This window comes from Thiospirillum jenense, from assembly GCF_014145225.1.
Taxonomy (GTDB): Bacteria; Pseudomonadota; Gammaproteobacteria; order Chromatiales; family Chromatiaceae; genus Thiospirillum; species Thiospirillum jenense.
This window is the reverse complement of sequence record NZ_JABVCQ010000018.1, coordinates 12,915-39,303: the sequence shown is the minus strand read 5'-3', so window position 1 is coordinate 39,303 and position 26,389 is coordinate 12,915. Positions and strand designations below refer to the sequence as shown.

26 protein-coding genes and 1 tRNA gene are annotated in these 26,389 nt (G+C 47.5%); 9 read left to right on the top strand and 18 right to left on the bottom strand.

Annotation, left to right across the window (positions count from 1 at the left end):
- Positions 1-24 precede the first annotated feature (24 nt).
- From sdhA to ispA, 6 genes are all read right to left on the bottom strand, one after another.
- Positions 25-1,794 (bottom strand): succinate dehydrogenase flavoprotein subunit, encoded by a 1,770-nt coding sequence (sdhA, locus tag HUK38_RS09265; protein ID WP_182584050.1) that lies wholly within the window; start codon positions 1,792-1,794, stop codon positions 25-27.
- A 14-nt stretch (positions 1,795-1,808) separates the two neighbouring features.
- Positions 1,809-2,159, bottom strand: a complete 351-nt coding sequence (gene sdhD, locus HUK38_RS09260) for a succinate dehydrogenase, hydrophobic membrane anchor protein (RefSeq protein ID WP_182584049.1) — start codon at positions 2,157-2,159, stop codon at positions 1,809-1,811.
- Positions 2,156-2,566, bottom strand: coding sequence for a succinate dehydrogenase, cytochrome b556 subunit (gene sdhC, locus HUK38_RS09255; RefSeq protein WP_238787566.1), 411 nt, complete (start codon positions 2,564-2,566; stop codon positions 2,156-2,158). The genes sdhD and sdhC overlap by 4 nt, the downstream gene beginning before the upstream one ends.
- 64 nt (positions 2,567-2,630) lie before the next feature.
- Positions 2,631-3,038 (bottom strand): hypothetical protein, encoded by a 408-nt coding sequence (locus tag HUK38_RS09250; RefSeq protein ID WP_182584048.1) that lies wholly within the window; start codon positions 3,036-3,038, stop codon positions 2,631-2,633.
- A gap of 14 nt (positions 3,039-3,052) precedes the next feature.
- Positions 3,053-3,901 (bottom strand): GTP cyclohydrolase FolE2, encoded by an 849-nt coding sequence (gene folE2 / locus HUK38_RS09245; RefSeq protein ID WP_182584047.1) that lies wholly within the window; start codon positions 3,899-3,901, stop codon positions 3,053-3,055.
- 33 nt (positions 3,902-3,934) lie between these two features.
- Complete coding sequence (ispA, locus tag HUK38_RS09240; protein WP_182584046.1) at positions 3,935-4,828, bottom strand: (2E,6E)-farnesyl diphosphate synthase; 894 nt, start codon at positions 4,826-4,828, stop codon at positions 3,935-3,937.
- A 231-nt stretch (positions 4,829-5,059) separates the two neighbouring features.
- Here ispA and HUK38_RS09235 point away from each other — a divergent pair, with 231 nt between their 5' ends.
- Positions 5,060-5,983 (top strand): prepilin peptidase, encoded by a 924-nt coding sequence (locus HUK38_RS09235; RefSeq protein WP_182584045.1) that lies wholly within the window; start codon positions 5,060-5,062, stop codon positions 5,981-5,983.
- A gap of 513 nt (positions 5,984-6,496) precedes the next feature.
- Positions 6,497-6,820 (top strand): hypothetical protein, encoded by a 324-nt coding sequence (locus tag HUK38_RS09230; protein WP_182584044.1) that lies wholly within the window; start codon positions 6,497-6,499, stop codon positions 6,818-6,820.
- Positions 6,821-6,890: 70 nt separating this feature from the next.
- On the opposite strand, the gene HUK38_RS09225 is transcribed toward HUK38_RS09230, so the two are convergent.
- The 5 genes from HUK38_RS09225 to HUK38_RS09205 form a co-directional block, all read right to left on the bottom strand.
- Positions 6,891-8,609, bottom strand: a complete 1,719-nt coding sequence (locus HUK38_RS09225; RefSeq protein ID WP_182584043.1) for a GGDEF/EAL domain-containing response regulator — start codon at positions 8,607-8,609, stop codon at positions 6,891-6,893.
- Positions 8,610-9,189: 580 nt separating this feature from the next.
- Positions 9,190-10,848, bottom strand: a complete 1,659-nt coding sequence (locus tag HUK38_RS09220; RefSeq protein WP_182584042.1) for a L,D-transpeptidase family protein — start codon at positions 10,846-10,848, stop codon at positions 9,190-9,192.
- Positions 10,849-10,947: 99 nt separating this feature from the next.
- The gene (locus tag HUK38_RS09215) at positions 10,948-11,421 is read right to left on the bottom strand and encodes a hypothetical protein (RefSeq protein WP_182584075.1); all 474 of its coding nucleotides are present in this window, start codon (positions 11,419-11,421) and stop codon (positions 10,948-10,950) included.
- Positions 11,422-11,713: 292 nt separating this feature from the next.
- Positions 11,714-12,691: a DUF4124 domain-containing protein gene (locus HUK38_RS09210; RefSeq protein WP_182584041.1), complete on the bottom strand. Its 978-nt coding sequence runs from the start codon at positions 12,689-12,691 to the stop codon at positions 11,714-11,716.
- Between the two features lie 123 nt (positions 12,692-12,814).
- A tRNA-Ser gene (locus tag HUK38_RS09205) sits at positions 12,815-12,905 on the bottom strand.
- Positions 12,906-13,200: 295 nt separating this feature from the next.
- Here HUK38_RS09205 and HUK38_RS09200 point away from each other — a divergent pair.
- The 6 genes from HUK38_RS09200 (at position 13,201) to dnaQ (ending at position 18,656) form a co-directional block, all read left to right on the top strand.
- Positions 13,201-14,394 (top strand): phosphoglycerate dehydrogenase, encoded by a 1,194-nt coding sequence (locus tag HUK38_RS09200; RefSeq protein WP_182584040.1) that lies wholly within the window; start codon positions 13,201-13,203, stop codon positions 14,392-14,394.
- Between the two features lie 8 nt (positions 14,395-14,402).
- Positions 14,403-15,488, top strand: a complete 1,086-nt coding sequence (gene pheA, locus HUK38_RS09195) for a prephenate dehydratase (RefSeq protein WP_182584039.1) — start codon at positions 14,403-14,405, stop codon at positions 15,486-15,488.
- Positions 15,485-16,597 carry a histidinol-phosphate transaminase gene (hisC, locus tag HUK38_RS09190; RefSeq protein ID WP_182584038.1) on the top strand — a complete coding sequence of 371 codons (1,113 nt, stop codon included), beginning with the start codon at positions 15,485-15,487 and terminating at the stop codon, positions 16,595-16,597. Before pheA ends, hisC begins: the two co-directional genes overlap by 4 nt.
- Positions 16,594-17,460, top strand: coding sequence for a prephenate dehydrogenase (locus tag HUK38_RS09185; RefSeq protein ID WP_182584037.1), 867 nt, complete (start codon positions 16,594-16,596; stop codon positions 17,458-17,460). Before hisC ends, HUK38_RS09185 begins: the two co-directional genes overlap by 4 nt.
- A 52-nt stretch (positions 17,461-17,512) precedes the next feature.
- Positions 17,513-17,854 carry a hypothetical protein gene (locus HUK38_RS09180; protein ID WP_182584036.1) on the top strand — a complete coding sequence of 114 codons (342 nt, stop codon included), beginning with the start codon at positions 17,513-17,515 and terminating at the stop codon, positions 17,852-17,854.
- A gap of 64 nt (positions 17,855-17,918) precedes the next feature.
- Positions 17,919-18,656 carry a DNA polymerase III subunit epsilon gene (gene dnaQ / locus HUK38_RS09175; protein ID WP_182584035.1) on the top strand — a complete coding sequence of 246 codons (738 nt, stop codon included), beginning with the start codon at positions 17,919-17,921 and terminating at the stop codon, positions 18,654-18,656.
- 61 nt (positions 18,657-18,717) lie between these two features.
- Here the strand turns inward: dnaQ and nhaD (HUK38_RS09170) are convergent, their stop codons facing one another.
- Together nhaD (HUK38_RS09170) and nhaD (HUK38_RS09165) are read right to left on the bottom strand one after the other, a co-directional pair.
- Entirely contained in the window at positions 18,718-20,139 is a 1,422-nt protein-coding gene (gene nhaD, locus HUK38_RS09170; RefSeq protein WP_238787565.1) for a sodium:proton antiporter NhaD, read from the bottom strand.
- Complete coding sequence (gene nhaD / locus HUK38_RS09165; RefSeq protein WP_182584034.1) at positions 20,136-21,551, bottom strand: sodium:proton antiporter NhaD; 1,416 nt, start codon at positions 21,549-21,551, stop codon at positions 20,136-20,138. Before nhaD (HUK38_RS09165) ends, nhaD (HUK38_RS09170) begins: the two co-directional genes overlap by 4 nt.
- 80 nt (positions 21,552-21,631) lie before the next feature.
- Between nhaD (HUK38_RS09165) and smpB the strand changes: the two genes are divergently transcribed.
- Entirely contained in the window at positions 21,632-22,114 is a 483-nt protein-coding gene (gene smpB, locus HUK38_RS09160; RefSeq protein ID WP_182584033.1) for an SsrA-binding protein SmpB, read from the top strand.
- 66 nt (positions 22,115-22,180) lie between these two features.
- On the opposite strand, the gene rnhB is transcribed toward smpB, so the two are convergent.
- The 5 genes from rnhB to lpxD form a co-directional block, all read right to left on the bottom strand.
- A complete protein-coding gene (gene rnhB / locus HUK38_RS09155; RefSeq protein ID WP_238787564.1) occupies positions 22,181-22,798 on the bottom strand; it encodes a ribonuclease HII in 618 nt (205 codons plus the stop codon).
- Positions 22,799-22,800: 2 nt separating this feature from the next.
- The gene (gene lpxB, locus HUK38_RS09150; protein ID WP_182584031.1) at positions 22,801-23,940 is read right to left on the bottom strand and encodes a lipid-A-disaccharide synthase; all 1,140 of its coding nucleotides are present in this window, start codon (positions 23,938-23,940) and stop codon (positions 22,801-22,803) included.
- Between the two features lie 38 nt (positions 23,941-23,978).
- Entirely contained in the window at positions 23,979-24,749 is a 771-nt protein-coding gene (gene lpxA, locus HUK38_RS09145; protein WP_182584030.1) for an acyl-ACP--UDP-N-acetylglucosamine O-acyltransferase, read from the bottom strand.
- Positions 24,750-24,752: 3 nt separating this feature from the next.
- On the bottom strand, positions 24,753-25,187 hold the full coding sequence (gene fabZ, locus HUK38_RS09140; RefSeq protein WP_182584029.1) for a 3-hydroxyacyl-ACP dehydratase FabZ: 435 nt from the start codon (positions 25,185-25,187) through the stop codon (positions 24,753-24,755).
- 103 nt (positions 25,188-25,290) lie between these two features.
- Positions 25,291-26,352, bottom strand: a complete 1,062-nt coding sequence (gene lpxD, locus HUK38_RS09135; RefSeq protein ID WP_182584028.1) for a UDP-3-O-(3-hydroxymyristoyl)glucosamine N-acyltransferase — start codon at positions 26,350-26,352, stop codon at positions 25,291-25,293.
- Between the last annotated feature and the right edge of the window lie 37 nt (positions 26,353-26,389).

The window sequence follows — 26,389 nt, the reverse complement described above, 5'->3', positions numbered from 1 at the left end:
GCAATGATCTGCAATTGAATTGGGCTAATAAACGCGATCTTGCGGGGGAAATGAACTGATTGTCAACGGCTTGGTGCGCACGGGTTTATATTCAATACGATCACCAGTGCGGGTGTATAAACTGTGTTTTAACCAGCGTTCATCATCTCGCTGCGGAAAATCCACCCGTGAATGCGCGCCGCGACTTTCCTGCCGTGCCAGCGCCGCGGTGAGGGTCGCCATGCCAACGTCCACGAGGTTATCAAGTTCCAATGCCTCGATGCGGGCGGTGTTAAACACGCGGCTGTGATCTTGTAACTTCACCCCGTCGAGGCGATCACGCAGCGCCCGCAGCTTGTGCAAGCCGTCGCGCATGGTGGCGTCATCGCGGAACACGCCGCAGTGCGTCTCCATTAATTTGCGCAATTCCGTCTTCACAACGTGGACGTTTTCGCCATCGCCGCGCCGTTCCCACCGTGCCAGGCGCGCCAGTGCCGGGGCGATGGTGGACTCGTTGAGCGGCCGATGTCTGGGATTTTCAAGCACATAGCGCAGGATGTCGCTGCCCGCCGCTCGCCCAAATACGAGGATGTCGAGTAGCGAGTTGCCGCCCAAACGATTCGCGCCGTGTACGGACACGCAGGCGCATTCGCCCGCGGCGTACAGTCCCGGCACGACTTCTTCTGGCCCGTGACCGGCGGGGGCGACCACGCGGGCGTGGCGGTCGGTGGGGATGCCGCCCATTGCATAGTGCGCGGTGGGGAATACGGGAATTGGGCGGACGGCGGGGTCAATGCCTAAAAAAACGCGGCAAATATCGCATACGCCGGGCAAGCGTTGGTGAATAAGATTGGCGTCAAGATGATTTAATTGTAATAAGACGTGATCTTTTTGTGATCCACAACCGCGGCCGGCGCGGATTTCATTCACAATTGCGCGTGCAACCACGTCGCGGCCGGCAAGATCGCGGGCTTGCGGGGCGTATTGTTCCATGAAGCGTTCGCCATTGGCGTTAATTAAATAACCGCCCTCGCCGCGGGCGGCTTCGGTAATTAACATGCCTTTGCCGGCCACACCCGTTGGGTGGAATTGAAAAAACTCCATGTCTTGTAATGGAATACCGACGCGCAATGCTAATCCCATGCCGTCGCCGGTATTGATATGTGCATTAGTATTGGTGCGAAATAATTGCCCATAACCGCCGGTGGCTAATAAAGTTGTTTTGGCAGCAATAATCAACGGGGCGCCGCTTTCAATGTCTAATACCAATGCACCGAGGACATACCCATCTTCATCGCGCAATAAATCAACGGCGAAATATTCATCAAAAAAATGACTGCGGGCGCGAATGTTTTGTTGATAAAGCGTGTGCAAAATTGCATGACCGGTGCGGTCAGCGGCGGCACAGGTACGCGCTGCTTGTTCACCGCCAAATGCTTGACTTTGCCCACCAAATGGCCGTTGATAAATCTTGCCATTCTCTAATCGAGAAAAGGGAACACCGGCGTGTTCTAATTCATACACGGTGGGAATAGCTTCACGGCACATGTATTCAATGGCGTCTTGATCGCCGAGATAATCCGATCCTTTGACGGTATCAAACATGTGCCATTGCCATTCATCAGGTGAGACATTGGCTAATGCGGCATTCACACCGCCCTGTGCGGCAACGGTATGAGAGCGCGTCGGGAATACTTTTGACACAATTGCGACGCGCAAATCAGCCTGTGCTAAACGCAATGCGGCATTTAATCCAGCGCCACCTGCGCCAATAATGAGTGCGTCAAAATGGCGCTGGGGAATTGAATGTGACATGGCTGTTTTTTTAATTAACCCGCGTTGAAATGTGCGCGTAATAATGCTTGCCCCGCCCATAGACCAGAGGCAAATAATAGGGCGGCAAACAGGATTAAAAAACCCAAGCGCAGCGTAAAGGGTTTCAAGTAATCAATCGCAATGTTGCGCCCGCCAATCCAGGCGTGAATGAGCAGCAGTGGAATAAATAATAACATGCCTAAAAAAACGGCGGGTGTCACTAACCACTGGATTAAATCGCTGTAATGGTGGGCGGGTGCGTAGGCAAAATGTCCAATGAGATAGAGGCTAAATACCGCTAGATAGGCGGCGGTCAACCGCTGCATGAACCATGCTTTTAATCCCGATGCTTGGCGGCTGTTCATAATAATAAACTTCCAAGGAGCAAGGTGAATATGACACTGACAATGAGCGTGGCCGCAGCGGTGTAACGCGCCATTGGTCGTGTGATTCCCCAGCCAAAATCCAGTGCCAAATAGCGTACCCCGGCAATGAGATGATGCACACACGCCCAAATTAAAACTAACCGTACTAATTTAGTGGCGGGATGAGAAAACAGGGCGGCCGCGGCCATAAACTCGGCTTCACCGACCAGGGCATAAGCGAATAACCCAATCCCAATGGGAATGACTAATAATAATATCAACCCGCTGAGACGGTGCAGAATAGATACCACGCCCGGCAATGGTAAATGAATATGGCGTAGGTCAAGAAATACGGGGCGCTGAGTGCGCGGCGGCATTCTATCTAATGGCAGTTTGGTTGATAGCATTGGTGTCTAATAACCCACGCGGGTTGACAATGGAGTGATTCATTTGAGATAAAATGAACCCCGGTTATAACTGCGCCACCAATTGCTCGAAATCAATAAAGGTGACATTGGGTTCTGGGTCGAGCGGTTCACCAGTTTGTGCGTCAGTTAAAAATGCCTGCCGCATCTCACCCGCAGTTAATGAATGTACTTCGCCATCTTGAATAAAACAGCCAGCAATACGTTTAATTGGAATACCTGTCACTGCGTCGCGCAATGCAGTGAATTCGCGGATGACTAATGACAACACACCTGCTTTTTTGTTCTTTGAGTATTTATGCCTCTGCAATTTTGCCAATTGAACTAATGTCCAGGGTAAAAAATGTTCGATATTGTCAGGACCAAATGTTGACACTTCATTTGCCGTCAAAACAGTGATAAAAAGCGATTTTTTCGAGTGTGCAATACGCTGCACGAGTTCGTCTGTTTCCATCACATGACCAATGATTATGTTGACGAGTGCGGTGTCTGCGTTTTATCACGTTCAATCAAGGCATAAGCCGAATGATTATGAATGGATTCAAAATTTTCCGATTCAACAATATATGACAAAATACGCGGGTCATCATTCAAGCATTGGGCGACATCGCGCACCGTGTCTTCGACGAATTTGGGATTATCATAGGCGTGTTCTGTGACATATTTTTCATCAGGGCGTTTTAATAAACCGAATAATTCACATGAGGCTTGCGCTTCAACCAAATCAATGATTTCTTCAATCCACACGAAATCAGAAGTGCGGACTTGCACCGTCACATGGGAGCGTTGATTATGCGCACCATAGGCCGAAATTTCTTTTGAACACGGACATAAACTGGTGACAGGTACGACAACTTTCATTGCCATTGTCGGATGTTGGTTATGGATTTCACCAATAAAAGTCACGTCATAATCCAATAAACTTTCGACACCACTCACTGGTGCTTTTTTATTGACGAAAAACGGAAATCGCATTTCGATATGCCCAGCTTTTGATTCAAGTCGCTGCGCCATATCGGTCAGCATTTCTTTAAAACTATTGACGCTGATCTCGCGTTCGTGGCTATTCAGAATTGCGACAAACCGCGACATGTGCGTCCCTTTAAAATTATGTGGCAAATACACATACATATTAAAAGTTGCGACAGTATGCTGCTCGCCGCCACTGCGATCACTCACGCGCACCGGATGACGAATATCTTTAATCCCTACGCGATCAATCGCAATATGACGGCGATCCACGCCCGATTGCACATCGGCGATTACCGTATGATCTGATTTGCTGCTGGCACAGCAATTGGCAGCGTCAGATGCCATCATTATTTCCTCTTGCATCATAAAATACTGGTGTTAATGATCGCGCTTAATAATATATTCAGCAATATTACGCAGGGCATCAGCATTGTCATCAAATAATCGTAAACTCGCCAGCGCTTCATTGACCAAATTAGCTGCCGCTTCATGTGCCGGTTTCACACCTAATAATGCGGGATAAGTCGCTTTTTGATGCGCAATATCTTGACCACTGCGCTTGCCAATAATAGCGGTTTCACCTTCAACATCTAGTAAATCATCTTGAATTTGAAATGCCAGCCCAATACATTTAGCATAGTGATCTAATGCCGTGCGCTGTTCTATTGACAAATGCGGTGCTGTTGTGGCGGCCATATTTACACTGGCACGAATTAATGCACCAGTTTTATGAATATGAATGTTTTCTAGCATCACTAAATCTAATTCTACGCCTTCGGACGCTAAATCGAGTGCTTGACCACCCACCATTCCCAATGAACCGCTGGCATGTGCCAATTGTTCAATTAAACGAACACGCACAGCGGGCGGGTTCATTTTATCCTGTGCCAAAACATAAAATGCCAATGTTTGCAACGCATCACCCGCAAGAATGGCCGTTGCTTCATTAAATGCTTTATGACACGTCGGTCGCCCACGCCGCAAATCATCATCATCCATTGCTGGCAAATCATCATGAATGAGTGAATAAGCATGAATCAATTCTAATGCAGTGGCAGCTGTATCAATCTGTTCTAATGGAATGCTACAGGCATGGGCGGCGGCGTATGCTAAAGTTGGCCGCAAACGTTTCCCGCCACCGAGAACGGCATAACGCATCGCAGCATGAAGTTGCCCAGGCGGTTGATCATTAGTAGGCAAATGGGTATCAAGCACATGTTCAACCCGCGCCTGACAAGCATGTAGAAATGTGGCAAAAGCGTATTCAGACATATTGGTTAGCAGATATTATTAAATGGTCAGGAGTCGTAATACTAATACCGCGCAGCGCGTAGTATATTAAGTATAAATTAAATCGTCATCGGATGTCATCTATTTTAACTCAAATCCATTTAAGATAGCAGCACTCTATTAAACAGTTATCATACTCAACCATATCTAGCATTTTATCCAATCCCATGATACTCGGCATGTTGGTAATTCAACCAATTTTTAGGAAAAATAATGTTGTATACGACACTTGAAACTTTAAATGATTTATTAACTAATCCGGTATTGTTGTATAGTTTAGCAACGATAGTTGGTTTAATAGTTGGCAGCTTTCTTAATGTCGTTATTTTGAGACTGCCGCGCATGATGGAATTAGCATGGCGGCATGATTGCAATGAATTCATGCGCTCACTTTCGCCGGCATCAGTGCTGAACGACAACCCATCATCAGAACAATCTACAGTAGCACCTTTTAATTTAGCCTATCCACCTTCACACTGCCCAAACTGTCAGCATCGTATTCGCAGCTGGGAAAATATTCCGATTTTGAGTTATTTAATATTGGGCGGGCGGTGTACGGCTTGTCAGTGTCATATCTCACTACGTTATCCATTGATTGAAGCATCCACTGCATTATTAACCGTTATTGTCATTTGGCAGTTTGGCATTACATGGCAGGGTGTTAGCGCACTGGTGTTAACCTGGGGGTTGATTGCGTTAGCGATTATAGATTTTGACACTCAACTATTACCTGACGTGGTCGTTCTCCCATTGTTATGGTTAGGGTTGCTATTGAGTGTATTCAATATATTTGTAGATAGTTCAACCGCAATTTTTGGCGCTGTGATTGGGTATCTCAGTTTATGGTTTGTTTTTCATTTATTCCGATTATTGACGGGTAAACAAGGCATGGGCTATGGTGATTTTAAGCTTTTTGCCGTCTTTGGGGCATGGTTAGGTTGGAGTGCTTTACCGCAAATTTTATTGTTATCCGCACTCCCCGGCGCGGTTGTTGGTATCGCTTTGATTGCCTTAAAACGTCAACAACCACAGTCACCTTTACCATTCGGACCCTTTTTAGCTATTGCGGGTTGGATCGCTTTATTATGGGGTCAAGACATCACAACAGTATATTTAAGTTGGAGCGGTTTAGGTTGAGAATAGAGTTTTTTGAGATTTAGCTAAGTAGCCAATCGTACAAAATTCATTCACTGGAATATGTATTCAATTGCCATTTTTTGTGTTGGTATGACTAAAATATATTCGCATTTGGCAATCCCATATAGCGCAATTTGTAAACCACCATCTCTAGATGTTTATGGTTGCTATTGCATAAACACTAGCAATTCATACTGATTTTGTTTAATTTCACATTGTAATCCACCAAGAACTGATACTTTCAGTGAGTAATGGCTATAATACATCGTCAACAGAAGCGGAAATCATGCCGTTGCTATTGGCTATGTGGTGAAAAATCCGTCGGCTTGCCCCTTAGGGTAATTGTTTTCTCGGCACTAATCACTAATCTAAGCAGCTATCACATCGTTAATCTAATACAAGTAGCGAAACCGCTTGACAAATATGTAAAATTTTTCGTTACATTCAAATGGATTAGAACTAAAGCATTCAACTGTGATCCCTCAATTTAATTTCGTATTGGAGTACAATTTTATGAATACAAATACTGATTATTTTGACTATTGTGATTCGTTCAATTTACCCGCAATTGAGCGCATTCGCTATTACCAGCGTGAACTAGAGAAAATTACACCACCTAAAAGTTTTCGCGATCAAGTATTGGTAAATGTTTATCGGTGTTTATTAGTGCAATACACCCTCGAGTTGCCATTAGAGCCGTTTATTAAAAAAAAACAGACGCAGCATCCAACTGCGACAATTCACTATCTGAATACGCGCTCGCGTCTTAACAGTGAACGTCCTCCTATTATAGCGCATCACATGATGCAACTGAATCGAAATCAAACATCTAATTAAATATTACACCACAATGCTCAAACAGCGTCGCAACACGACAACATTGCACTGGGTTAAATTCAAATATTAATTAGAGATAACCTGTTTTTAATAAAGCCTCTAATTCATGGGGTAATTTAGGGCGACACAATCCGAATCCTTGCCCCGTATCACAATTAAGACCGAGCAGGTGCTGACGCTGTGCCTCAGTTTCAATTCCTTCAGCAATGATTTCTAATTGCAAACTTTTACCCAACTGTACAATCCCTTGTAAGAGGGCTTCTGATTTAGGTGAATGACCAATGGTACTCACAAATGAACGATCAATTTTTATAACATGAAACGGGAAAGCATGAAGATAAGTCAACGCACTATAGCCGGTACCAAAATCATCTAACGCGATTTTAATTCCCATTTGCTCCAATGTTTGTAGTAGTTGCAGGGTGCCGGGAAAATCTTCTACTAATAAACTTTCCGTGACTTCTAATTCAATTTGGTCAGTTTTTACACCGCTGGTTGATAGTGCAGTTTCAATTTGCGTTAATAAATTATTGCCTTGAAATTGTCGGGGCGATAGATTGACTGCCATACATAGGGGCGGGAAACCAGCTTGTTGCCATTGCCGTGCTTGCATTAAAGCAGCCTGCAATAGCCATTCCCCGACTTGTAAAATTAACCCGGTTTGTTCCAGTACGGGAATGAATTGCGCGGGGGAAACAATGCCACGAATTGGATGACGCCAACGCAATAATGCTTCGACACCGCGAATACGTCCTGTCGCCAGATCGAATTGTGGTTGATAGACTAAAAAAAACTCTTCGCGTTCTAATGCCCGATGTAATTCCGCTTCAAATTCCAATTGTTCCCGCACCCGCGCATCCGTGCCGGGATCGCAAAACGCATAGGGCAAATCAGTTTGTTGTTGTGCTTGTGCTAAAGCAGCTTCGGCGCGGGCAAGTAAATCCGCTGTATTCGTGGCATCTTCTGGATAGACGGCAGCACCAATATGTAGGGCGGGGCGAATTTCAACTCCATTGAGTTCAATTGGTGAATGCAGGCGGGCTATGAGGTTTTCAATAAAGTCTGCTAAGACCGCGCTGTCTTTGCCTAACCCGGGTAATACAATTAAAAACCGGGCGCCTTCAACGCGCCCCAGCACAGTGCGTTGACCAATTAGCAATTGTTGCAACCGATCTTTTAATAACCGTAATAAATCATCGCCTGCTTCATAGCCAAAACTTTGATTAATGCGCTTAAATTGCTGTAAAGCTAATAACAAAATGGTCGTTGATTGTGTGTCATCTAACGCATTACCAAATGTCTGTTGCAATAATTGCATGGTATAGGTGCGATTTGGTAGCCCCGTGACAGAATCAAAATGGGCATAAAACCGTAAGCGCTGTTGTTCGGCTAATTGTATTGCCAGCATGTTTTGAATGCGGACTAATAATTCAGCACGATCAAATGGTTTAGTCACAAAATCCCGCGCTCCACCTTGCAATGCGCGCAGGCGAGATGTTTGATCACTTTGCGCCGTTAATACCACGACTGGCGGCATGGTATTGGGTGTATGAGTACGCAATTGTTCCAACACCGCAAAACCGTCTAAATACGGCATATTGAGGTCTAATAAAATGACCCCGGGGCGATGCGCATCAAATAAGGTGAGTGTTTGGCGTGGATCATTAGTTACAATGACAAATTGGTAGCCTGCTTTAGTCAGAATTTTATCAAGCAAACGGGTATTAGTTGGTTCATCATCAACAACGAGAATTGGCATAGAAAATAGCGTGTCGTCAGACTTAAGCATAGTATCAATTCCAAATACAGGTTATGAATGCAACACACGACATTATAGTAACGGAAATCCCAGTAAGCCAATTATTATTGAGACACACAGAGCTTAAAACCTCTTGTAACAAAGAGGTGCAATTTATTAGCCACGTCATGTTCGGTAACGGCGAATCATAGCATTTTTTAAGATAGTAAGCATGTTTGTTCATAATTCAGTTTCTGCTTGTATCAAATTGCTTATTTAGTTGTACATTTTCCATGAACTTTACAAATTGTTCAGCAGCGCTTGATATAGTCAATTCAAGATAGTTTGATTCTAATACTGCAACAAATAAAATCCTCACTCACACGATAACGGGAAACCAGAATATGGCGCTGCTGGATTCCAGCATATGCGGGAATGACACAAAGAGAGTAGCAATTCAACAATCATTTTATATTAGTTTACTTTATTAGATGTTAGGGTTGTGTGTGGATTTATCTAACTGTCTTAACGATTCTGTAGTGCATTTCACAATAGGATTTTAGGCAAATTTTATGTCTTCTATTCAGCTGGATACACCCGATTGATCCTATCAAGCACTGCACCATAATGATCAAATACTCTCTTCTAGTTCTTGAATTGGTGCTGATTGCGGCAATGATTGAACGTCAGTTGGTGATGGTGCGAATATCAATCGCGGCGGGGCGGCAGACTGTGCTAACTGCGCAATTAACGCAGCATCTTGCTGATAGATATCCGGACGAAAACTGAGATGCCTATGTGTATTGGCAAATACGGTTAAATAATACAAAACCACTGGCAGATGTTGGGGTAATTGCACATGACGGGTGCGCCCGCGTTCTAATACCTCAGTAATGTGCGTTGTATTCCAACCTGAATGAGACTGTAAAACTCGCCGTGCCAATTCTAATGGCTGCTCAACCCGCACACAACCGTGACTAAAGTCGCGTCGTGTTTTTTTGAATAGATGCTTTGCGGGGGTATCATGCAAATAAACCGCTAAATGATTCGGGAATATAAACTTGACTCGTCCTAGCGCATTTTTATCTCCCGGTACCTGCACTACCCGATAGCGCTCGGTATTCGATACATGACGTTGATTAACACGTTGTCCGGTGCGCCGATCAAATACCTGATATTGTTTTTGATTGACTGTTTGCATCGTGCGTTGAATTGAAGGCGGCACTATCCATGTTGGATTAAAAACAACATGTTCCAGATCATCGCGCAACATAGGGGTTGGGCTGTCGGTCGCGCCAACAACAACTGCAGTTGTCCAAACCGTCTGGTTATTTTGCACTAGGTGCAATTGAAATTGTGCAATATCAACAAATAAAAAATCACTGGACAGGTCATTATAAAGCCAGCGCATCCGTTCCAAGTTGGCCGCTATTTTTGTTAATATTTTTGGCAATGATACGTTGAGTGCTGCTAATGTACGCGCTCCAATAATGCCATCTGCTGTTAATCCCGAGCGCCGTTGAAATTGTTTAATTCTTTTAATGAGACTGTCATCATACACTTGAGCGTTAGTATGAGATGGTAATGGCTCACCATCTAATAAGGCAAGACGGGCGCGAATTGCGGGTAATCGTGCATCATGTTGTCCTAGTGCTAACGCTGTGCTATTTGGAATTGGTGCGCCGAATCCATTGGCAATAGCTAAACGATAGCGCTGATAAACTTCGACTAATTGTGTATAAAAAAAAGGGCGGGGTAAATGCGTTGATAACCAGCTAGATAAGTCCGGTGCAAATAGACTGGCGGCCATGTCGGCTTTTATTAATTCGGCATTAGCTGCGTCGCGTACTGCTAAACAACTTCTAATGATTTTTGGATCATATTTGCCATAACGGTGATGGTGAATATAGCGCACCAGAGCATCACTCAGTAATAAATCGGCATCAATACGCTCTGGAATCACAAAGCGATTGAAAGTGCCTGATAATAGTAATTGTGCAATCGCTGTGGCATGAAAATCATCTGGATTAAATCCTTCATCTTGACTGGCAATCGCTAGGTTTAATAATGCTCGCGCCTGCACTTCGTGCCAAAGTGGCTGCGAGGGGCTATAGGTGGCATAAAATTCAATAATTAACCGTGCAGATAGCGGTGTCCACGCTTGCGCATGAGTGATGGTAGACGCCGGGACTGATGACGAAAACCGCCCGCTGTCTATTGCGTTCACTGGTGCAGTGAACAGACAACAAACAAATAAAATAGGGAGTATAAAACGAATTAAAAAAATCATGTCAACAACCACGCTATAACCATGCCGACATGACTAAAATGCTGGTGCGTAGGTGTCTTAATTGATTAAATAACATGCAGCAATTGCGTTCGGTGTTCATTACCAGGGTATAAATGAGTTCATCGTATTCATTGGACGACTGATGCTGTTACTCATATTACCCAGATCATCGCGCATATTCGCTGTGGTATAGGTCATTAATTGCATAGAGCGCCCCATATTTTCAATACTGGCTTGCATGGGTTCTAGGGTGCGCACATCTCGCGCCATTGAATCAACTCCGACTGACATATTACGCACATTGACGCTGATTTGCGTCATGTTATCAGACATGGCCTGCATATTACTGGCCAGAATGGTCATATTTGAATCAACGCTAATGGCAAGGTAATGCACATCTTTGGCGAGACTGAATACGAGATAAAACCCGTAGGCGGCGAGGATAATAAACGCAAAGAGTGACGGATAGGCAATGAGTTCCCAACGGCGGGCGCTGGTTTCAAAGGCCTGGGATAATCGCCCAACGGCAAACGCATCAGCGCGAATCTCTACTTCGCGTTGTCCGGTATTGATGTCATTTTGGGAGTCAATTGGCGCTGCTGGCACCGGCTGATCGGGTGATGATTCGTTATTCACACGGCGTGCCTTTGAGAATGAATGGTTGGGGGAATGACGTAAGGATTAATTGACAATGGCGGTGGTGTTTATATTTGGACTTTTATTAATTGAAATCAACGATGACCTCGGGTAAAATTGCGTGACTTACGCAGCAAATGTAATACAATTGTGCAGTAAAATAGCTGGTTGATTAATTGAATGTTAAACGATCTTTAGTTGATTAGATAGCGCAATATCAATACGCACCTTATGGTGCGTTGTTTAAAGCACTACGAAAGCCTTTTAACACCACAACTCGCGCCGGGGTCCGGCATGAAGAGACGGTTGCCGTATAGCTTGCGCATTGCAAATCAAGAAAGATCGTTGTCCCGCCGCCGGTTTTATCTCGAATACGCGACACGATTAAACTAATGTCTTCATCGGAGGTGGGCGGCAGGGTTAACATCACTTTATCACTGCTACTTTCAACGGGCATGGTGGCATGAGTTTCCACATAGCTCACTGCCTGACGCCATAATTGATCACATTCAGCGGGAGTGGTGCAAACAATGAGATTATCTAGCTGCATCGGCTGTGCTTCTTGGGCAACTTCTTGCGGTGTGGCTTGAATATCTTTTAATCGCCGGAAGCGTTCCAATTCGGCCGCAAACTTTTCATAAATATCTTGTTTTGCACGTTCGTGGCGTAGAATAGCGCCCAAATCATCTTCAATGCCGTTTTCGGTGGCAGTGACATCACGAATTAACGCGGGATGAACCGGTTTGCCCACGCGCTCCAAATTGGCTGCATCCGCCTGCAAGCGGTTTAATCGGTTTTGTTGCCGGCGGATATTGCCTTTGGTGGATTGAATCATCACATCAATCGCGGCTAATTTGCCGTCGCGCATCATCATTAAATCATCGACCGAACGGTAGGTGCGCAATAATAAGCGGTCAGCGGCGCGTTGCCGTTCTAATAATTCTGCGCGCTCGTCACGCAGGCGTTGTAATTCCTGTTCCCGCCGTACTTCTTCGGCAGATTTGACCGGATCAATGGTGCGAATAACAGCGCCTTCATTAGATAATTCAACATGCGCTTTATCTATCGCGGTTGGGGGTATGCGGTCAGAGTATTGTACTCTGCCGGTTTCATCAACCCAGCGATACAATTCAGCCGGCGCTTCGCTGCTGGTTATTAATAAGCATAATAACGCGCTGGCGCTAATCAAGTTAGATTGGAGCGACATAACCGACAATCCCGAATAACACAGGGGACGTATTCATTATGATTGAAAGGATGCGTATCTCACAACACAATTTAATAATGGTTGTCAGTGGCAGTTTGCAATGAAGTTTGGCGTGATTGGAATTGGCGGAGAGGGAGGGATTCGAACCCTCGATAGGCGATTAACCTATACACACTTTCCAGGCGTGCTCCTTAAGCCGCTCGGACACCTCTCCATTGAGAATCAATTGCTGCGGATCGGGCTGAATTGAAAAACCGACAACGGGCGCTGTCGTGCAATCGCCTGAATTAGCAAGATAGCGCGATATTAGCGGTAAAATCAAGTGTTGAGTGACGGACACTGCCCGTGCGGGTGGCGGGCGCGGTGCGAATTGACTACCGCCCGGGGCGACTGATGGTATAAATTCAGCCCGATCAGTCGCGTTGCCGCCGCCGCTGCGTTGACGCTCAGTGGCACGGACGCCGATTTCCATTGCCGTTTGATCCGCACTGTCACACAGTAATCCTGTTATGTTCAAAATCCAAACCTTAAATAATATCTCAGTCACCGGCTTGAATCGTCTGCCGCGTGAACGGTACGAAATCGCCTCCGAATTGGCGCATCCTGACGCAATTTTGGTGCGTTCGGCCAAGTTGCACGAGCTGCCGATCCCGCCGTCACTCAAAGCGGTGGGGCGGGCGGGTGCCGGGGTGAATAATATCCCAGTGGACGCGCTGAGTGCGAAAGGCATCGCGGTGTTCAATACCCCGGGCGCAAATGCCAATGCCGTCAAGGAGTTAGTGCTGGCGGGTATGTTGCTGGCGGCGCGTAACATTGCGCAAAGTTGGCAGTTTGCCCGCAATTTGACCGGCGATGATGCGGCGTTAAATCAAGCAGTTGAGGCGGGTAAAAAGCAATTTGTCGGGTTTGAATTACCCGGGCGGACGCTCGGCGTGATCGGGTTGGGCGCGATTGGCGTGTTAGTTGCGAACGCGGCGCGGGCGCTGGGGATGCGGGTAATTGGTTATGACCCGAGCATCACGGTGCGCAGCGCGTGGCAGTTGGAGTCGCAGGTCGAAGCCGCGCTGTCGGTGGATGATCTGGTGACGCGCTCCGATTTCATCAGTTTTCACGTCCCGCTGACCGAGCAGACACGGCACATGATCCACGCCGAGCGGCTGCGGGTGATGCGCGACGGCGCGGTGCTGCTGAATTTTTCCCGCGCCGGCATTATTGACGATCACGCCGCTGTTGAGGCGTTAAACAGCGGCAAGTTGTATGCGTATATCTGTGATTTTCCAAGCAATTTGTTGAAAGATCACCCGCGAGTCGTCACGCTGCCGCATCTGGGCGCATCCACGCATGAGGCGGAGGAAAATTGCGCGGTGATGGTCGCCGATCAGGTGCGGGCGTATTTGGAGGACGGCAGTGTGCATAACTCGGTGAATTTTCCCGATATTCACCTGCCACGCAACGGCGGGACGCGGCTGGCAGTGGTCAACAGTAACGTGCCAAATATGCTCGGGCAGATTTCGACCTGTTTGGCGGCGGCAAAATTGAACATTCTCGACATGCTCAACCGCTCGCGGGGCGATCTGGCCGTCACCCTGATTGACAGTGACCAGCCGCCATCACCTGACACATTGGCGCAACTCAGCGCGATTGACGGCGTGTTATCGGTGCGCGATTTGGGCTGCACCCACCGCGCCAGCACCAACGGGTAAATCAAGCAATGGACGCCGCCACTCGCCTCGCCGACATCCGCCAACGCATTGATGCGATTGATAGCCAACTGCTCGCGCTGTTATCAGAACGCGCCCGCTGTGCGCAAACGGTGGCGGAGATCAAAGCCGATACCGTGCCCGGCAGTCATTACTACCGCCCCGAGCGCGAGGCGGAGATTTTGCGGCGGATCAAAGCCGATAACCCCGGCCCGTTGGATGGCGAAGAGGTAGCGCGGCTGTTTCGGGAGATCATGTCGGCGTGTCTGGCGCTGGAGAAACCGCTGGCGGTCGGCTACTTGGGTCCCGAAGGCACGTTCACGCAGGCGGCGGCGCTGAAACATTTTGGCCACTCGGTTCACACGCTGCCGTTTGGCACCATTGGCGACATTTTCCGCGAAGTTGAGGCCGGTTCGTGCCAATTCGGCGTGGTGCCGGTGGAAAATTCGACCGAAGGCGTGATTAATCACACGCTCGACATGTTTTTGCAGTCACCACTGCGCATCGTCGGCGAAGTCACGCTGCGCATCCACCAGCACCTGATGAGCCAAGCGGGCGTCGTCACGGCAATTAAACGCATTTTTTCCCACCAACAATCGTTCGCCCAATGCCGCGCTTGGTTGGATCGCCATTTGCCCAACGCCGAGCGCATCCCCGTCGGCAGCAACGCCGAAGCCGCCCGCCGTGCCACCGAATCCACCGACTGCGCCGCGATTGCCGGTGAAGCGGCGGCGGAATTGTATTGCCTGCGCATTCTCGCCAATCGGATTGAAGATGATCCCGGCAATACCACGCGCTTTTTAATTATCGGTAAAGAAGATGCGCCAGCCAGCGGGCGGGATAAAACCAGTTTATTATTATCCTGCCGCAATGAAGCGGGCGGATTGTATCGGTTATTAACGCCCTTTGCTGAACAACAAATCAGCATGACGCGCATTGAATCACGCCCCTCGCGGCAGGGGATTTGGGATTATGTGTTCTTTGTTGATTTAAGCGGTCATCGCACCGATCCACCCATTGCCGCCGCGCTTGAACAATTAAAAGCGGCGGCCAATTTATTCAAAATTCTAGGGTCTTATCCCGAGGCTGTATTATGACTGTGCCAACGCATCCCGTGTTGTCTTGTGCTGCGCCGCACATTGCCCAATTAAACCCGTATTTACCCGGCAAACCGATTTCTGAATTAGAACGCGAATTGGGATTGCACGGCATTATTAAACTTGCCTCGAATGAAAACCCACTCGGCCCCGGCTTGTGCGCCCGCGCCGCTTATATCGAAGCCGGCAGTGAATTGGGGCGTTATCCCGACGGCGGCGGATTTGAATTACGCCAAGCAATTGCGAAACATCACGGCATTGATGCGGGCATGATTACGCTCGGCAATGGCTCGAATGATGTATTAGATTTAATTGCCCGCAGCTTTCTTTACCCCGGACAAGAAGCGGTCGCCGCGCAATACACCTTCGCCGTTTATCCCATTGCCACGCAAGCGGTCGGTGCGGCGTTGCGCGTCGCCCCCGCCCGCGATTTTGGTCACGATTTGGACGCGATGTTGGCGCTGGTCACGGAGCAAACCCGCGTGGTGTGGATCGCCAACCCGAATAACCCGACCGGCACTTGGCTGACCGCGACGGCGCTGCGGGATTTCATCAAACAACTGCCGCCGAGTTGCGTGTGCGTGGTGGACGAGGCGTATGCCGAATACGTCAGCGAGCCGCATTATCCCAACTGCATCAAATGGTTAGCCGAGTTTCCCAACCTGATCGTCACCCGCACCTTCGCCAAAGTTCACGGACTGGCGGCGCTGCGCATCGGCTATGGCGTCAGCCATCCCGAGGTCGCCGAGTTGCTCAACCGCGTCCGCCAACCGTTCAACGTCAACGCGCCAGCGCAGGCGGCGGCGATTGGGGCGCTGTGTGACACCGAACACGTTGAACGCTCAATTGCGCACAATGACGCCGAGATGTTGCACGTTACGACCCAACTGCGGCGGCTAGGCTTGGAATTCATCCCGTCGGTCGGCAACTTTGTCACGGTCAACCTCGGGCAACCCGCCGCGCCGGTGGATCACGCATTACTCCACGCCGGCATCATTTGCCGCCCCATCGCCAACTACGGGCTGCCCAATCACCTGCGCATCACGCTCGGGTTACGCGGCGAAAATGATCGCCTGCTCGACGCATTGGCAACGGTATTGCGGCGATGATTGCGCGGCTGGCGGTGATCGGCGTGGGCTTGATCGGCGGGTCACTCGCCCGTGCGCTGCGGGCGGCCGATCAGGTGCAGGACATCATCGGCTGCGGGCGGTCACTGGACAACCTGCTGCTGGCGCGGGAATTGGGCGTGATTGATGCGTACACGCACGACCCGGCGACGGCGGTGCGCGATGCCGATCTGGTGTTTATCGCCTCACCGCTCGGGGCGATGCGCGAGATTTTCAGTCAAATCAAGGACGTACTGCGTCCCGAGACCGTTATCACCGACGGCGGCAGTGTCAAGGGCAGCGTGGTCGCAGATGCGCAGGCGGTATTCGGTCACGTCCCGCCCAATTTCGTCCCCGGCCATCCGATTGCCGGCACCGAACGCAGCGGCGTCGCGGCATCCTTTCCCGAATTATTCCGCAACCGCCGCGTGATCTTGACACCGCTGGCGGAGACGGATGCGCAGGCGTTGGCGCGGGTGACGGCACTGTGGCAGGCGGCGGGGGCGGAGGTGAGCGTGATGTCGGTCGCGCATCACGACGAGGTGCTGGCCGCGACCAGTCACCTGCCGCACATGCTGGCGTTTGGTTTGGTGGATTTGCTGGCGCAGATGCAAAATAACGCCGAGGTGTTTCGCTACGCGGCGGGCGGGTTTCGTGATTTTACCCGCATTGCATCGAGCAATCCCGTCATGTGGCGTGACATTTGCTTGGCAAATCGCCACGCCCTCAGCGACATGTTGGCGTGTTTTAGTCACGAAATGACCGAATTAGCGGCGACCATTCGCAATGGTGATGGTGAACATTTATTGGACATTTTCACTCGCGCCAAAGCGGCACGCGACCGGTTTATTGATGGTGCGCATTAAATCAACTCTCACGAGGTGACAAGGTGCGTTTCGGCGTACTTTGCAAAACAGCATGGCTAATTATTACCGCGTCTTCTATACAATTCACCGCTCTAGCGACCACATTTCATCAGTCAATACCGTTGAAATGAGCGCCAAAGACATCCGCGATCAATTATTAGATCGCCTGCAATCGGCAGATGATTATTTGGGATTAATGGACGCTGCCGATCATGTCTTGCAAATTCTCCCGCAACCCGAGCAGCAGCAGTTTTATATTGAATTGCCAATGGATGCGGAAAAGGCATCTTATGGGCGGGTAGTCAATCGCGTTGAATTAGACGAGTTTATTCTGCATTTGCCCGCGCATTTGACGCCCGCCACCATTCCGGGACTGAGTTATCAACAGTGGTAATTCACCACGCGGCGGGGCTTGAGTGAATTGAGCGCCGCGCATCACCCGTACCGTTAATTAAACAATGCGTCAATTAGTATTAGACACCGAAACCACCGGGTTAGACGTCGCCGCTGGGCATCGTTTAATTGAAATTGGCATTGTCGAATTGGTCAATCGTGAATTGACTGGTAACACTTTTCATTGCTACCTTCAACCTGACCGTAAAATAGATGACGATGCCGTCAAGGTGCATCATTTAACCAATCAATTCTTGGCGGATAAACCGCGCTTTGCTGACGTGGCCGCTGAGTTATTAAATTATCTGCAAGATTCCCCGCTCATTATTCACAACGCCGCTTTTGATTTGGGATTTTTGAATAGTGAATTGCGCCGCTGGCGGTCGTCAACTACGCAATTAGAAAGTCAGCACACCATTATTGATACGCTCATATTAGCCCGCGGGCGGCATCCTGGTCAGCAAAATACATTAGATGCGCTGTGCAAACGCTACAGCATTGCGAATGATTTACGCGACGCCCGCCAACAACAGGGGCATGGTGCGTTATTAGATGCGCGGTTATTAGCGGAATTATATTTATTAATGACCGGCGGGCAGGTCAGTTTATATTTAGACGCCACGCCCGCGTCAAATAACGCGACAACAACCACGAATACGGTGACGGCGTTATCGGTTAAAGATCGCCCGCCGTTGCGCATTGTGTTTGCGAATGAAACTGAATTAACCGCGCACGAGCGGGGTTTAGAACGGATTGATAAAGCGAGTAAACAAGCGACCGTGTGGCGGCGGTTGGTGGAATAAAAACGCAATGAGCGCGTTCCCACGCTGGAGCGTGGGAACGATCATCAGTCAGTGGATTTATTTAATGACCAGCGGGCAAGCTGAATGTGTGTGCGTTAATTAACAGATGCACGACAATTGCCGCAAAATAACCCAATGCAATGTGCAGCGTCCAGCGCAAATGACCAAAGAACGTATAATGACCCCGCGCCTGACCCATTAACGCCACCCCCGCTGCCGAGCCAATAGATAATAAACTCCCACCAATTCCAGCGGTCATAGTGACCAATAACCATTGCCCCTGCGACATGTCGGGATTCATGGTTAAGACTGCAAACATCACCGGGATGTTATCTACCACGGCCGACAATAAACCAATTAACGTATTGGCGGCCGTGGCGCCCAATGTGCCATAAGAAAATTGGGAGAGCAGTTCCAAATAACCAATGAATCCTAATCCACCGACGCAGAGAATCACGCCGTAAAAAAACAATAGCGTATCCCATTCTGCTCGCGCTACTTGGCTAAAGATGTCGAATGGTAAACCATCTTCCACTGGATGAACTTTTCGATTGGTGGGTGAATGGGTGTGTTTCAAATAAAAGCCAAAGAATTTGAGATACGCCAATCCGGTCATCATGCCCAACACGGGCGGCAAATGAAAATAATGGTGGAACACAACTGCCGTTGCGATGGTTAATAAAAACAATAGAATAATTCGTTTAGCACCGCGTAAAGTCGAAACTTGCAACTGCGTTGTCGTTGGCGTGGTATCGGGAATAGCGCGGTACATTAATGCTGCCGGAATCAAATAACTGACAACCGCCGGTATAAATAATAAAAAGAAGGTTTGAAATGCAATTAACCCCTTTTGCCACACCATTAACGTCGTAATATCGCCGAATGGACTAAAGGCGCCGCCGGCATTGGCCGCAACGACAATGTTAATACAGGCTAAACCAATAAACTTAGGATTATTCACCCCAACAGCTAATACAACCGCGCACATCAATAGCGCCGTCGTGAGATTATCAGCCAGTGCTGAAATAAAAAATGCCAACCAACCCGTCAGCCAGAACAATTGCCGATAACTAAAACCCCGCTGAATTAACCACGCCCGCAGTGCATCAAATACGCGCCGTTCTTCTAACGTGTTAATATAAGTCATGGCGGCCAGCAGAAATAAAAATAACTCGGCAAACTCCATGATGTGATGACGAACGGCGGTCGCCGGGGCGGTTTGATCGCCATGTTGATTATAATAAATTGCAATCAATAACCAAATTAACCCAGCCGCAAAGATGACAGGTTTAGACTTGCGCAGGTGCGTGAATTCTTCCACCATTACCGCCGCATAAGCAGCCATGAATAATAATAAGATGCTAATGCCCAGCGGGTGTATGGTCAAATCAAACATGGCAGCAGGATCGGCGGCGAACGTTGGCGTTGGGATAATAACTAAACCGACGAGCAATAATAATACGCGCATGATTAATCGGTTCATCGTACTGGAATTGCAAAGGTTGATGCATTAATGAATAAATGACTAACGATGGCGATAAAATATCCCAAAGCAATGTGTGGCGTCCAACGCAAATGCGCAAAGAAGGTGTAATAACCGCGTGATTGCCCCATTAACGCCACGCCCGCCGCCGAGCCAATAGATAATAAACTGCCACCAATGCCGGCCGTGAGTGTGACTAATAACCATTGCCCCTGAGACATGTCAGGATTCATAGTTAAAACCGCAAACATCACCGGAATGTTATCCACAATAGCGGATAAAACACCCACCAATGTATTAGCGGCTGTCGCACCTAGCATGTCATAAGATAAGTGTGAAAGTAATTCCAAATAACCAATAAATCCTAAGCCACCAACACAGAGAATCACGCCATAAAAGAATAGCAACGTATCCCATTCCGCCCGCGCAACGGGAATGAAAATATCAAAGGGTAGGGTGTCTTCAATGTGACCGGCTTTGACCGTTGTTCTTTCCCCAGTTTGTTTAAGATAAAACCCAAAAAACTTCAAATAGGCCAAGCCCGTCATCATCCCTAAGACTGGCGGTAAATGAAAATAGTTATGAAAACTCACCGCCGTAGCAATGGTTGCGAGAAATAAAAAAATCATCCGTTTTGCGCCGCGTTTCGTGGCAATTTGTTCATTACCCGGCGGCGGCATTTCAATTGGAATAGCGCGGTGCATCAGAGCGGCGGGAATGACATAGCTCACAACCGACGGTATAAATAATAAGAAAAACGTTTGAAAATCAATTAACCCTTTTTGCCAAACCATGAGCGTGGTAATATCGCCAAAAGGACTAAAGGCGCCGCCGGCATTCGCCGCGACTACAACATTGATACAGGCTAAACCAATAAATGTTGGGCTTTTAATTCCAACGGCCATGACAACCGCACACATTAACAATGCTGTGGTTAAATTGTCGGCAATGGGCGAAATGAAAAATGCTAACCAGCCGGTCAACCAAAACAATTGTCGGTAACTTAATCCTAAACGAATTAACCAATCACGCAAGGCGGCAAAAACGTGGCGTTCTTCTAGCGCATTAATGTAAGTCATTGCGGCTAAAAGAAATAAAAACAGTTCACCAAACTCCATGATATTATGCCGCACGGCTTCGGCCGGCAATGCTGACTGACTATGTTGAGTATAATAGATAGCAATTAATAACCAAATTAAACCGGCAGCTAACATCACTGGCTTTGATTTACGCAAATGGGTAAATTCTTCTGCCATGACCAATGCGTAAGCGATAACGAAAAATAATAACGCTGTAATCCCAACCCAAGTTGTCGTTAAATTCAGTGTTATCGAATGCTCACTCGCAATAACGATGCTCGGTGTACAAGTCAATGCGATAATTAACCCCCAGTGGCTTTTGGAAATTTGCATCTTTTGATCCTTATAGTGGCGGGTTGTTACAATCAACTATTAATGTCATTTACTAAAACAGTGAATAGTGGGAAATAGTTATGGCAAAGTCTCCTCAAAAAACACCCAGCGGTGGCAATAAAACCATTGCATTAAATCGTAAAGCTGGGCATGATTATTTTATTGAACAACGCTTTGAAACTGGGATGGTGCTGGCCGGTTGGGAAGTAAAAAGTCTCCGCGCAAACCGTGCTCAATTAAAAGAAAGCTATGTTAAAATACTGCATGGTGAGGCGTTTTTAATTGGTGCGCACATTTCGCCACTCACTTCAGCTTCGACCCATGTCACACCTGATCCAACTCGCTCGCGCAAATTGTTGTTAAAAAAAATGGAATTAAAACGGTTAATTGGCCAAATTGAACGTGCCGGTTATACCTTGGTGCCAACGGCATTGTATTGGAAACATGGATTGGCAAAACTGGAAATTGGATTGGCTAAAGGCAAAAAACAACACGATAAACGCGATAGTGAAAAAGACCGCGATTGGCAACGTGAAAAAGAGCGTTTATTTAAACAACACTAAATAAAAGCACGGCTCAACTTTAATGATGATCGGTTAACTAAGCATTTTTTACTACATTATCAATAATTAAATATTCAAAACAGCGGGGGGTAACTGCGCTATTACTTCCCGCACCGGACGAAATGAACGCCGATGTTCAGGACACGCTCCCAAGCGCTTTAATGCTGCAAGATGTGCCGCCGTTGGGTACCCTTTATGTTGCGCAAATCCATAGCCTGGATAGCGCGCATCTAATTCGATCATTAAACGATCACGAGTGACTTTAGCTAAAATAGACGCCGCGCCAATTAACGGCATCAATGCATCGCCGTGTACAACTGTTTGAGCTGAACACGGCAGCCCGGTTGGACATTGATTGCCGTCAATAAAAACCTGCTGCGGCGTTGGTGTTAATTGCAACACGGCTTGTCGCATTGCTAATAAACTAGCCTGTAAAATGTTTAATTGATCTATGTCGGCAACCTGCACGACAGCAATGGCATAACTGGTTGCGGTTAATTGGATTTGTTCGGCTAATTGTTCGCGTTTAATTGCAGTTAATTGTTTGGAATCGCGGATGCCAATTGGCAGATTTTTATCAGCAAACATGACGGCGGCGGCCACGACAGGACCGGCTAAAGGGCCGCGCCCGGCTTCATCAACGCCCGCAATGAATGCGTAATTGGATTCAATGATGCTGGGCATTATCATTTGATTAAACTTGCGATTGCAATTGCCGCTTGATGTGCGGCATCACGACGCAGGGTTTGCTGAATTTGCGTATAGGTGTGAATAATCTGGGTTTGACGTTCTGAATCATTCAGTAATGCAAGTAACGCCGGACCAAGGTCATTCGCATTGCAACGGTCTTGTAAAAACTCCGGTGCCAGTTCACGTTCAACTAATAGATTTGCCATCGCGGCATACGGCACGGTGACTAATTTCAACTGTTTAATTAAAAACCAGGTGATCGGATGCAGCCGATAACCAACCAACATCGGGCGTTTTAATAATAGCGTTTCTAATGTCGCCGTGCCAGACGCAGTTAAAACGACATCTGCTGCGGCAATCACTTCATGGCTACGTCCATCCACCACTGTGATTGGTAATTCGGGTGCTAATGTCGCTAATGTTGCGGTGAATTGGGTGCGCAATTGGGTTGAAATGATTGGCGTAATAAAACGTAGATTAGGTTGGCGTTGATGACACCACTGCGCAGTTTGAATAAAGGGCGCGGCCAAGCGGGTAACTTCACTCATGCGACTGCCTGGTAATAGCGCAACTAATGGGGTATCAAGTGATTGACCGAATGATTGACGTGCCTGATTTTTATCAACTTGGAGCGGAATAGTATCGGCAAGTGGATGACCAATATATTGCGCTGGCACCTGATGTTGGCGTAAAAACGCCTCCTCAAATGGAAACAAACTTAATAATAAATCCACCGCTTTCCGAATGGTTTTCATGCGCCCCGGGCGCCATGCCCACACGGTTGGACAGACAAGATGCACTGTTGGAATACCGGCGTTGCGCAATTGGCGTTCTAAATGAAGGTTAAAATCGGGGGCATCAATGCCAATAAATACCGCTGGCCGATGAACTAAAAAATACCGCAATAACTGGCGACGGGCTGCTAATAAACTTGGTAAAACGCGCAGTACTTCAATTAAACCCATCACAGATAAGCGTTCCATTGGTAATAGCGTTTGGCACCCGGCGTCTAACATGCGTGATCCGGCAACACCAATAAAATGGCTATTCGGATAAAGCTCACGCAATGCAGTGATTAACGCCGCGCCGAGTATATCGCCTGACGGTTCATTTGCAACTATACCAATTGTTTTCATTGAAAAAGGCAGCGGAACTTGGGCGGAAAGAATGAGCGTTAGCGCAAAATACCACGCTGACTATTTTGAATAAACTCAACCATCGTTAATATATCTGGGCAATTAGGTGCAAATTGTTGTAAAGCAGCTAATGCCTCGTGTTGTAATAATTGAGAACGGTACAACAGGCGATAGGCATGGCGAATGCGGCGAATTAACTCGGGCGAAAAGTGGCGCCGTTTTAATCCTTCAGTATTAATCCCATGCGGGGCGGTTGGTTGACCACCCACTATGACATAGGGCGGGACATCTTTGTTAATGACTGATCCCATTGCAGTAAAACAGTGCGCACCTAAACGGCAAAACTGATGAACAACGGTGAAGCCGCCAAGAATTGCCCAATCGTGGATTTCAATATGTCCACCTAATGATGCGGCATTAGCTAAAATGGTGTGATTACCAATACGGCAGTCATGCGCAACGTGGGTATAAGCCATTAATAAATTGTCATGACCAATTTGGGTGACACTTTGATCTTGCACAGTCCCGCGATGAATGGTGGCGAATTCACGAATGACATTGCGATCACCAATGCTTAATGATGTTTTTTCACCAGCGTATTTTTTATCTTGTGGGTCTTCGCCAATAGAAGCGAATTGAAAAATCTGATTGTCTTGCCCAATAATAGTTGGACCGCGTAATACAGCATGTGGCCCAATACGGCAGCCGCGATCAATTTGTACCTCTGCGCCAATAACAACATAGGGACCTATGTCAATATCATCATGCAGTTGTGCATGGCGATCAATAATGGCGGTGGAATGAATCAAGGCTTAAAAATCCCGCGCTGTACACATGATTTCTGCTGACGCAACCAAATAATCTTCAACGCGAGCAACACCGTCAAACTTCCAAATCCCACGCCGCACTTGTTTAATCGTCACTTCGAGTTTTAATTGATCGCCCGGTTCCACAGGGCGTTTAAACCGTGCATTATCAATCCCAACAAAATAGTACAGTGATTTTTCACTCACTTGATCTGGACGTGACGCCATTGCTAATAGCCCAGTTGCCTGCGCGAGGGCTTCAATAATGAGTACACCAGGCATCACTGGTCGGATGGGGAAATGTCCCATGAAAAATGGTTCGTTAAAGGTCACATTTTTAATCGCAAGTAACCGTTGGTTTGGTTCAAATTCAATCACGCGATCAACCAATAAAAAAGGATAGCGATGCGGCAATAAGCTCAACACGCGGTGAATATCCATCTTGATCAATGTGACCTCCAAGAGCCAATCATATTTATCGTGCTGAATTTATGTCTGGAGTGACAAAACTCAATTGAAATAATAAAGGTATTTGAGTCAACACTCATTCATCGTTATTGTGCGATGGAGTGTCGCTAATATATTGCTTCACATCATTAAGCTGTGCTTCTAGTATTTTTATTCGCTGGGTTAATTGTTCAAGTTGTCGAAAGCGTACTACAGTGCGGCGCCATTCTTGATTTGGCATGATGGGAATACCGCTGCTATACACGCCAGGCTGCGACAATGAACGTGTCACCATTGCCATACCAGTGAAATGAATATTGTCGGCAATATTTAAATGACCTGCAATACCAACTTCACCTGCAACTGTGCAATAGCGACCAATCCGAGTTGAGCCGGCAATACCTGTACAACCGGCTATAGCCGTATGTTCACCAATTTGAACATTATGGCTAATATGAACAAAGCTGTCTAATTTAACGCCATCGCCAATGAGTGTGTCATCAATTGCGCCGCAATCAATACTGGTATTGGCGCCAACTTCGACATCATTCCCCAAGCAAGCCCGCCCGATTTGTGGAATACGCACCCATTGATTGCCATCTTTGGCAAAGCCAAATCCTTGGCGGCCAATAATTGCGCCGGGGTGAATTAAAACTCGCTCACCAATACAACTGTGTTCACAAATAACCACCTGCGCAACTAATTGCGTATCGGCGCCAATTTTAGCGCCCGTGCGCACAATACAGCCCGGTCCCAGTTCAACTCGCGCCCCAATGTCTACTTCATCTTCAATCACGCAAAAGGGTCCAATTGCAGCAGTTGCATCAATACGCGCACTTGCGGCAATGACAGCCGTCGAATGACAACCCATTGGCAAACGTGGGCGCGGATGTAAATGACCAATCGCTCGCGCAATTGCTAGATAAGGATTGTCGGTGATTAACGCGGCGGCGGGGCAATGTGATATGTCGGCTGGTTTAATAATCACCGCGGCCGCTTTGGTGGTTGTTAAGTGTGTGCGATATTTAACATCACCATAAAAACTTAAACAATCTGGTAGGGCGCGTTCAAGTGTTGCGACCCGCTTTACTAGCGTATTGGTGTTGCCGTGTAGCTCTAAATTAAGCCAGTTTGCTAGTTGTCCAAGCGTTGTTGCCACGAATAGGTTACTTAAAATAAATGAATAAAAATGACTA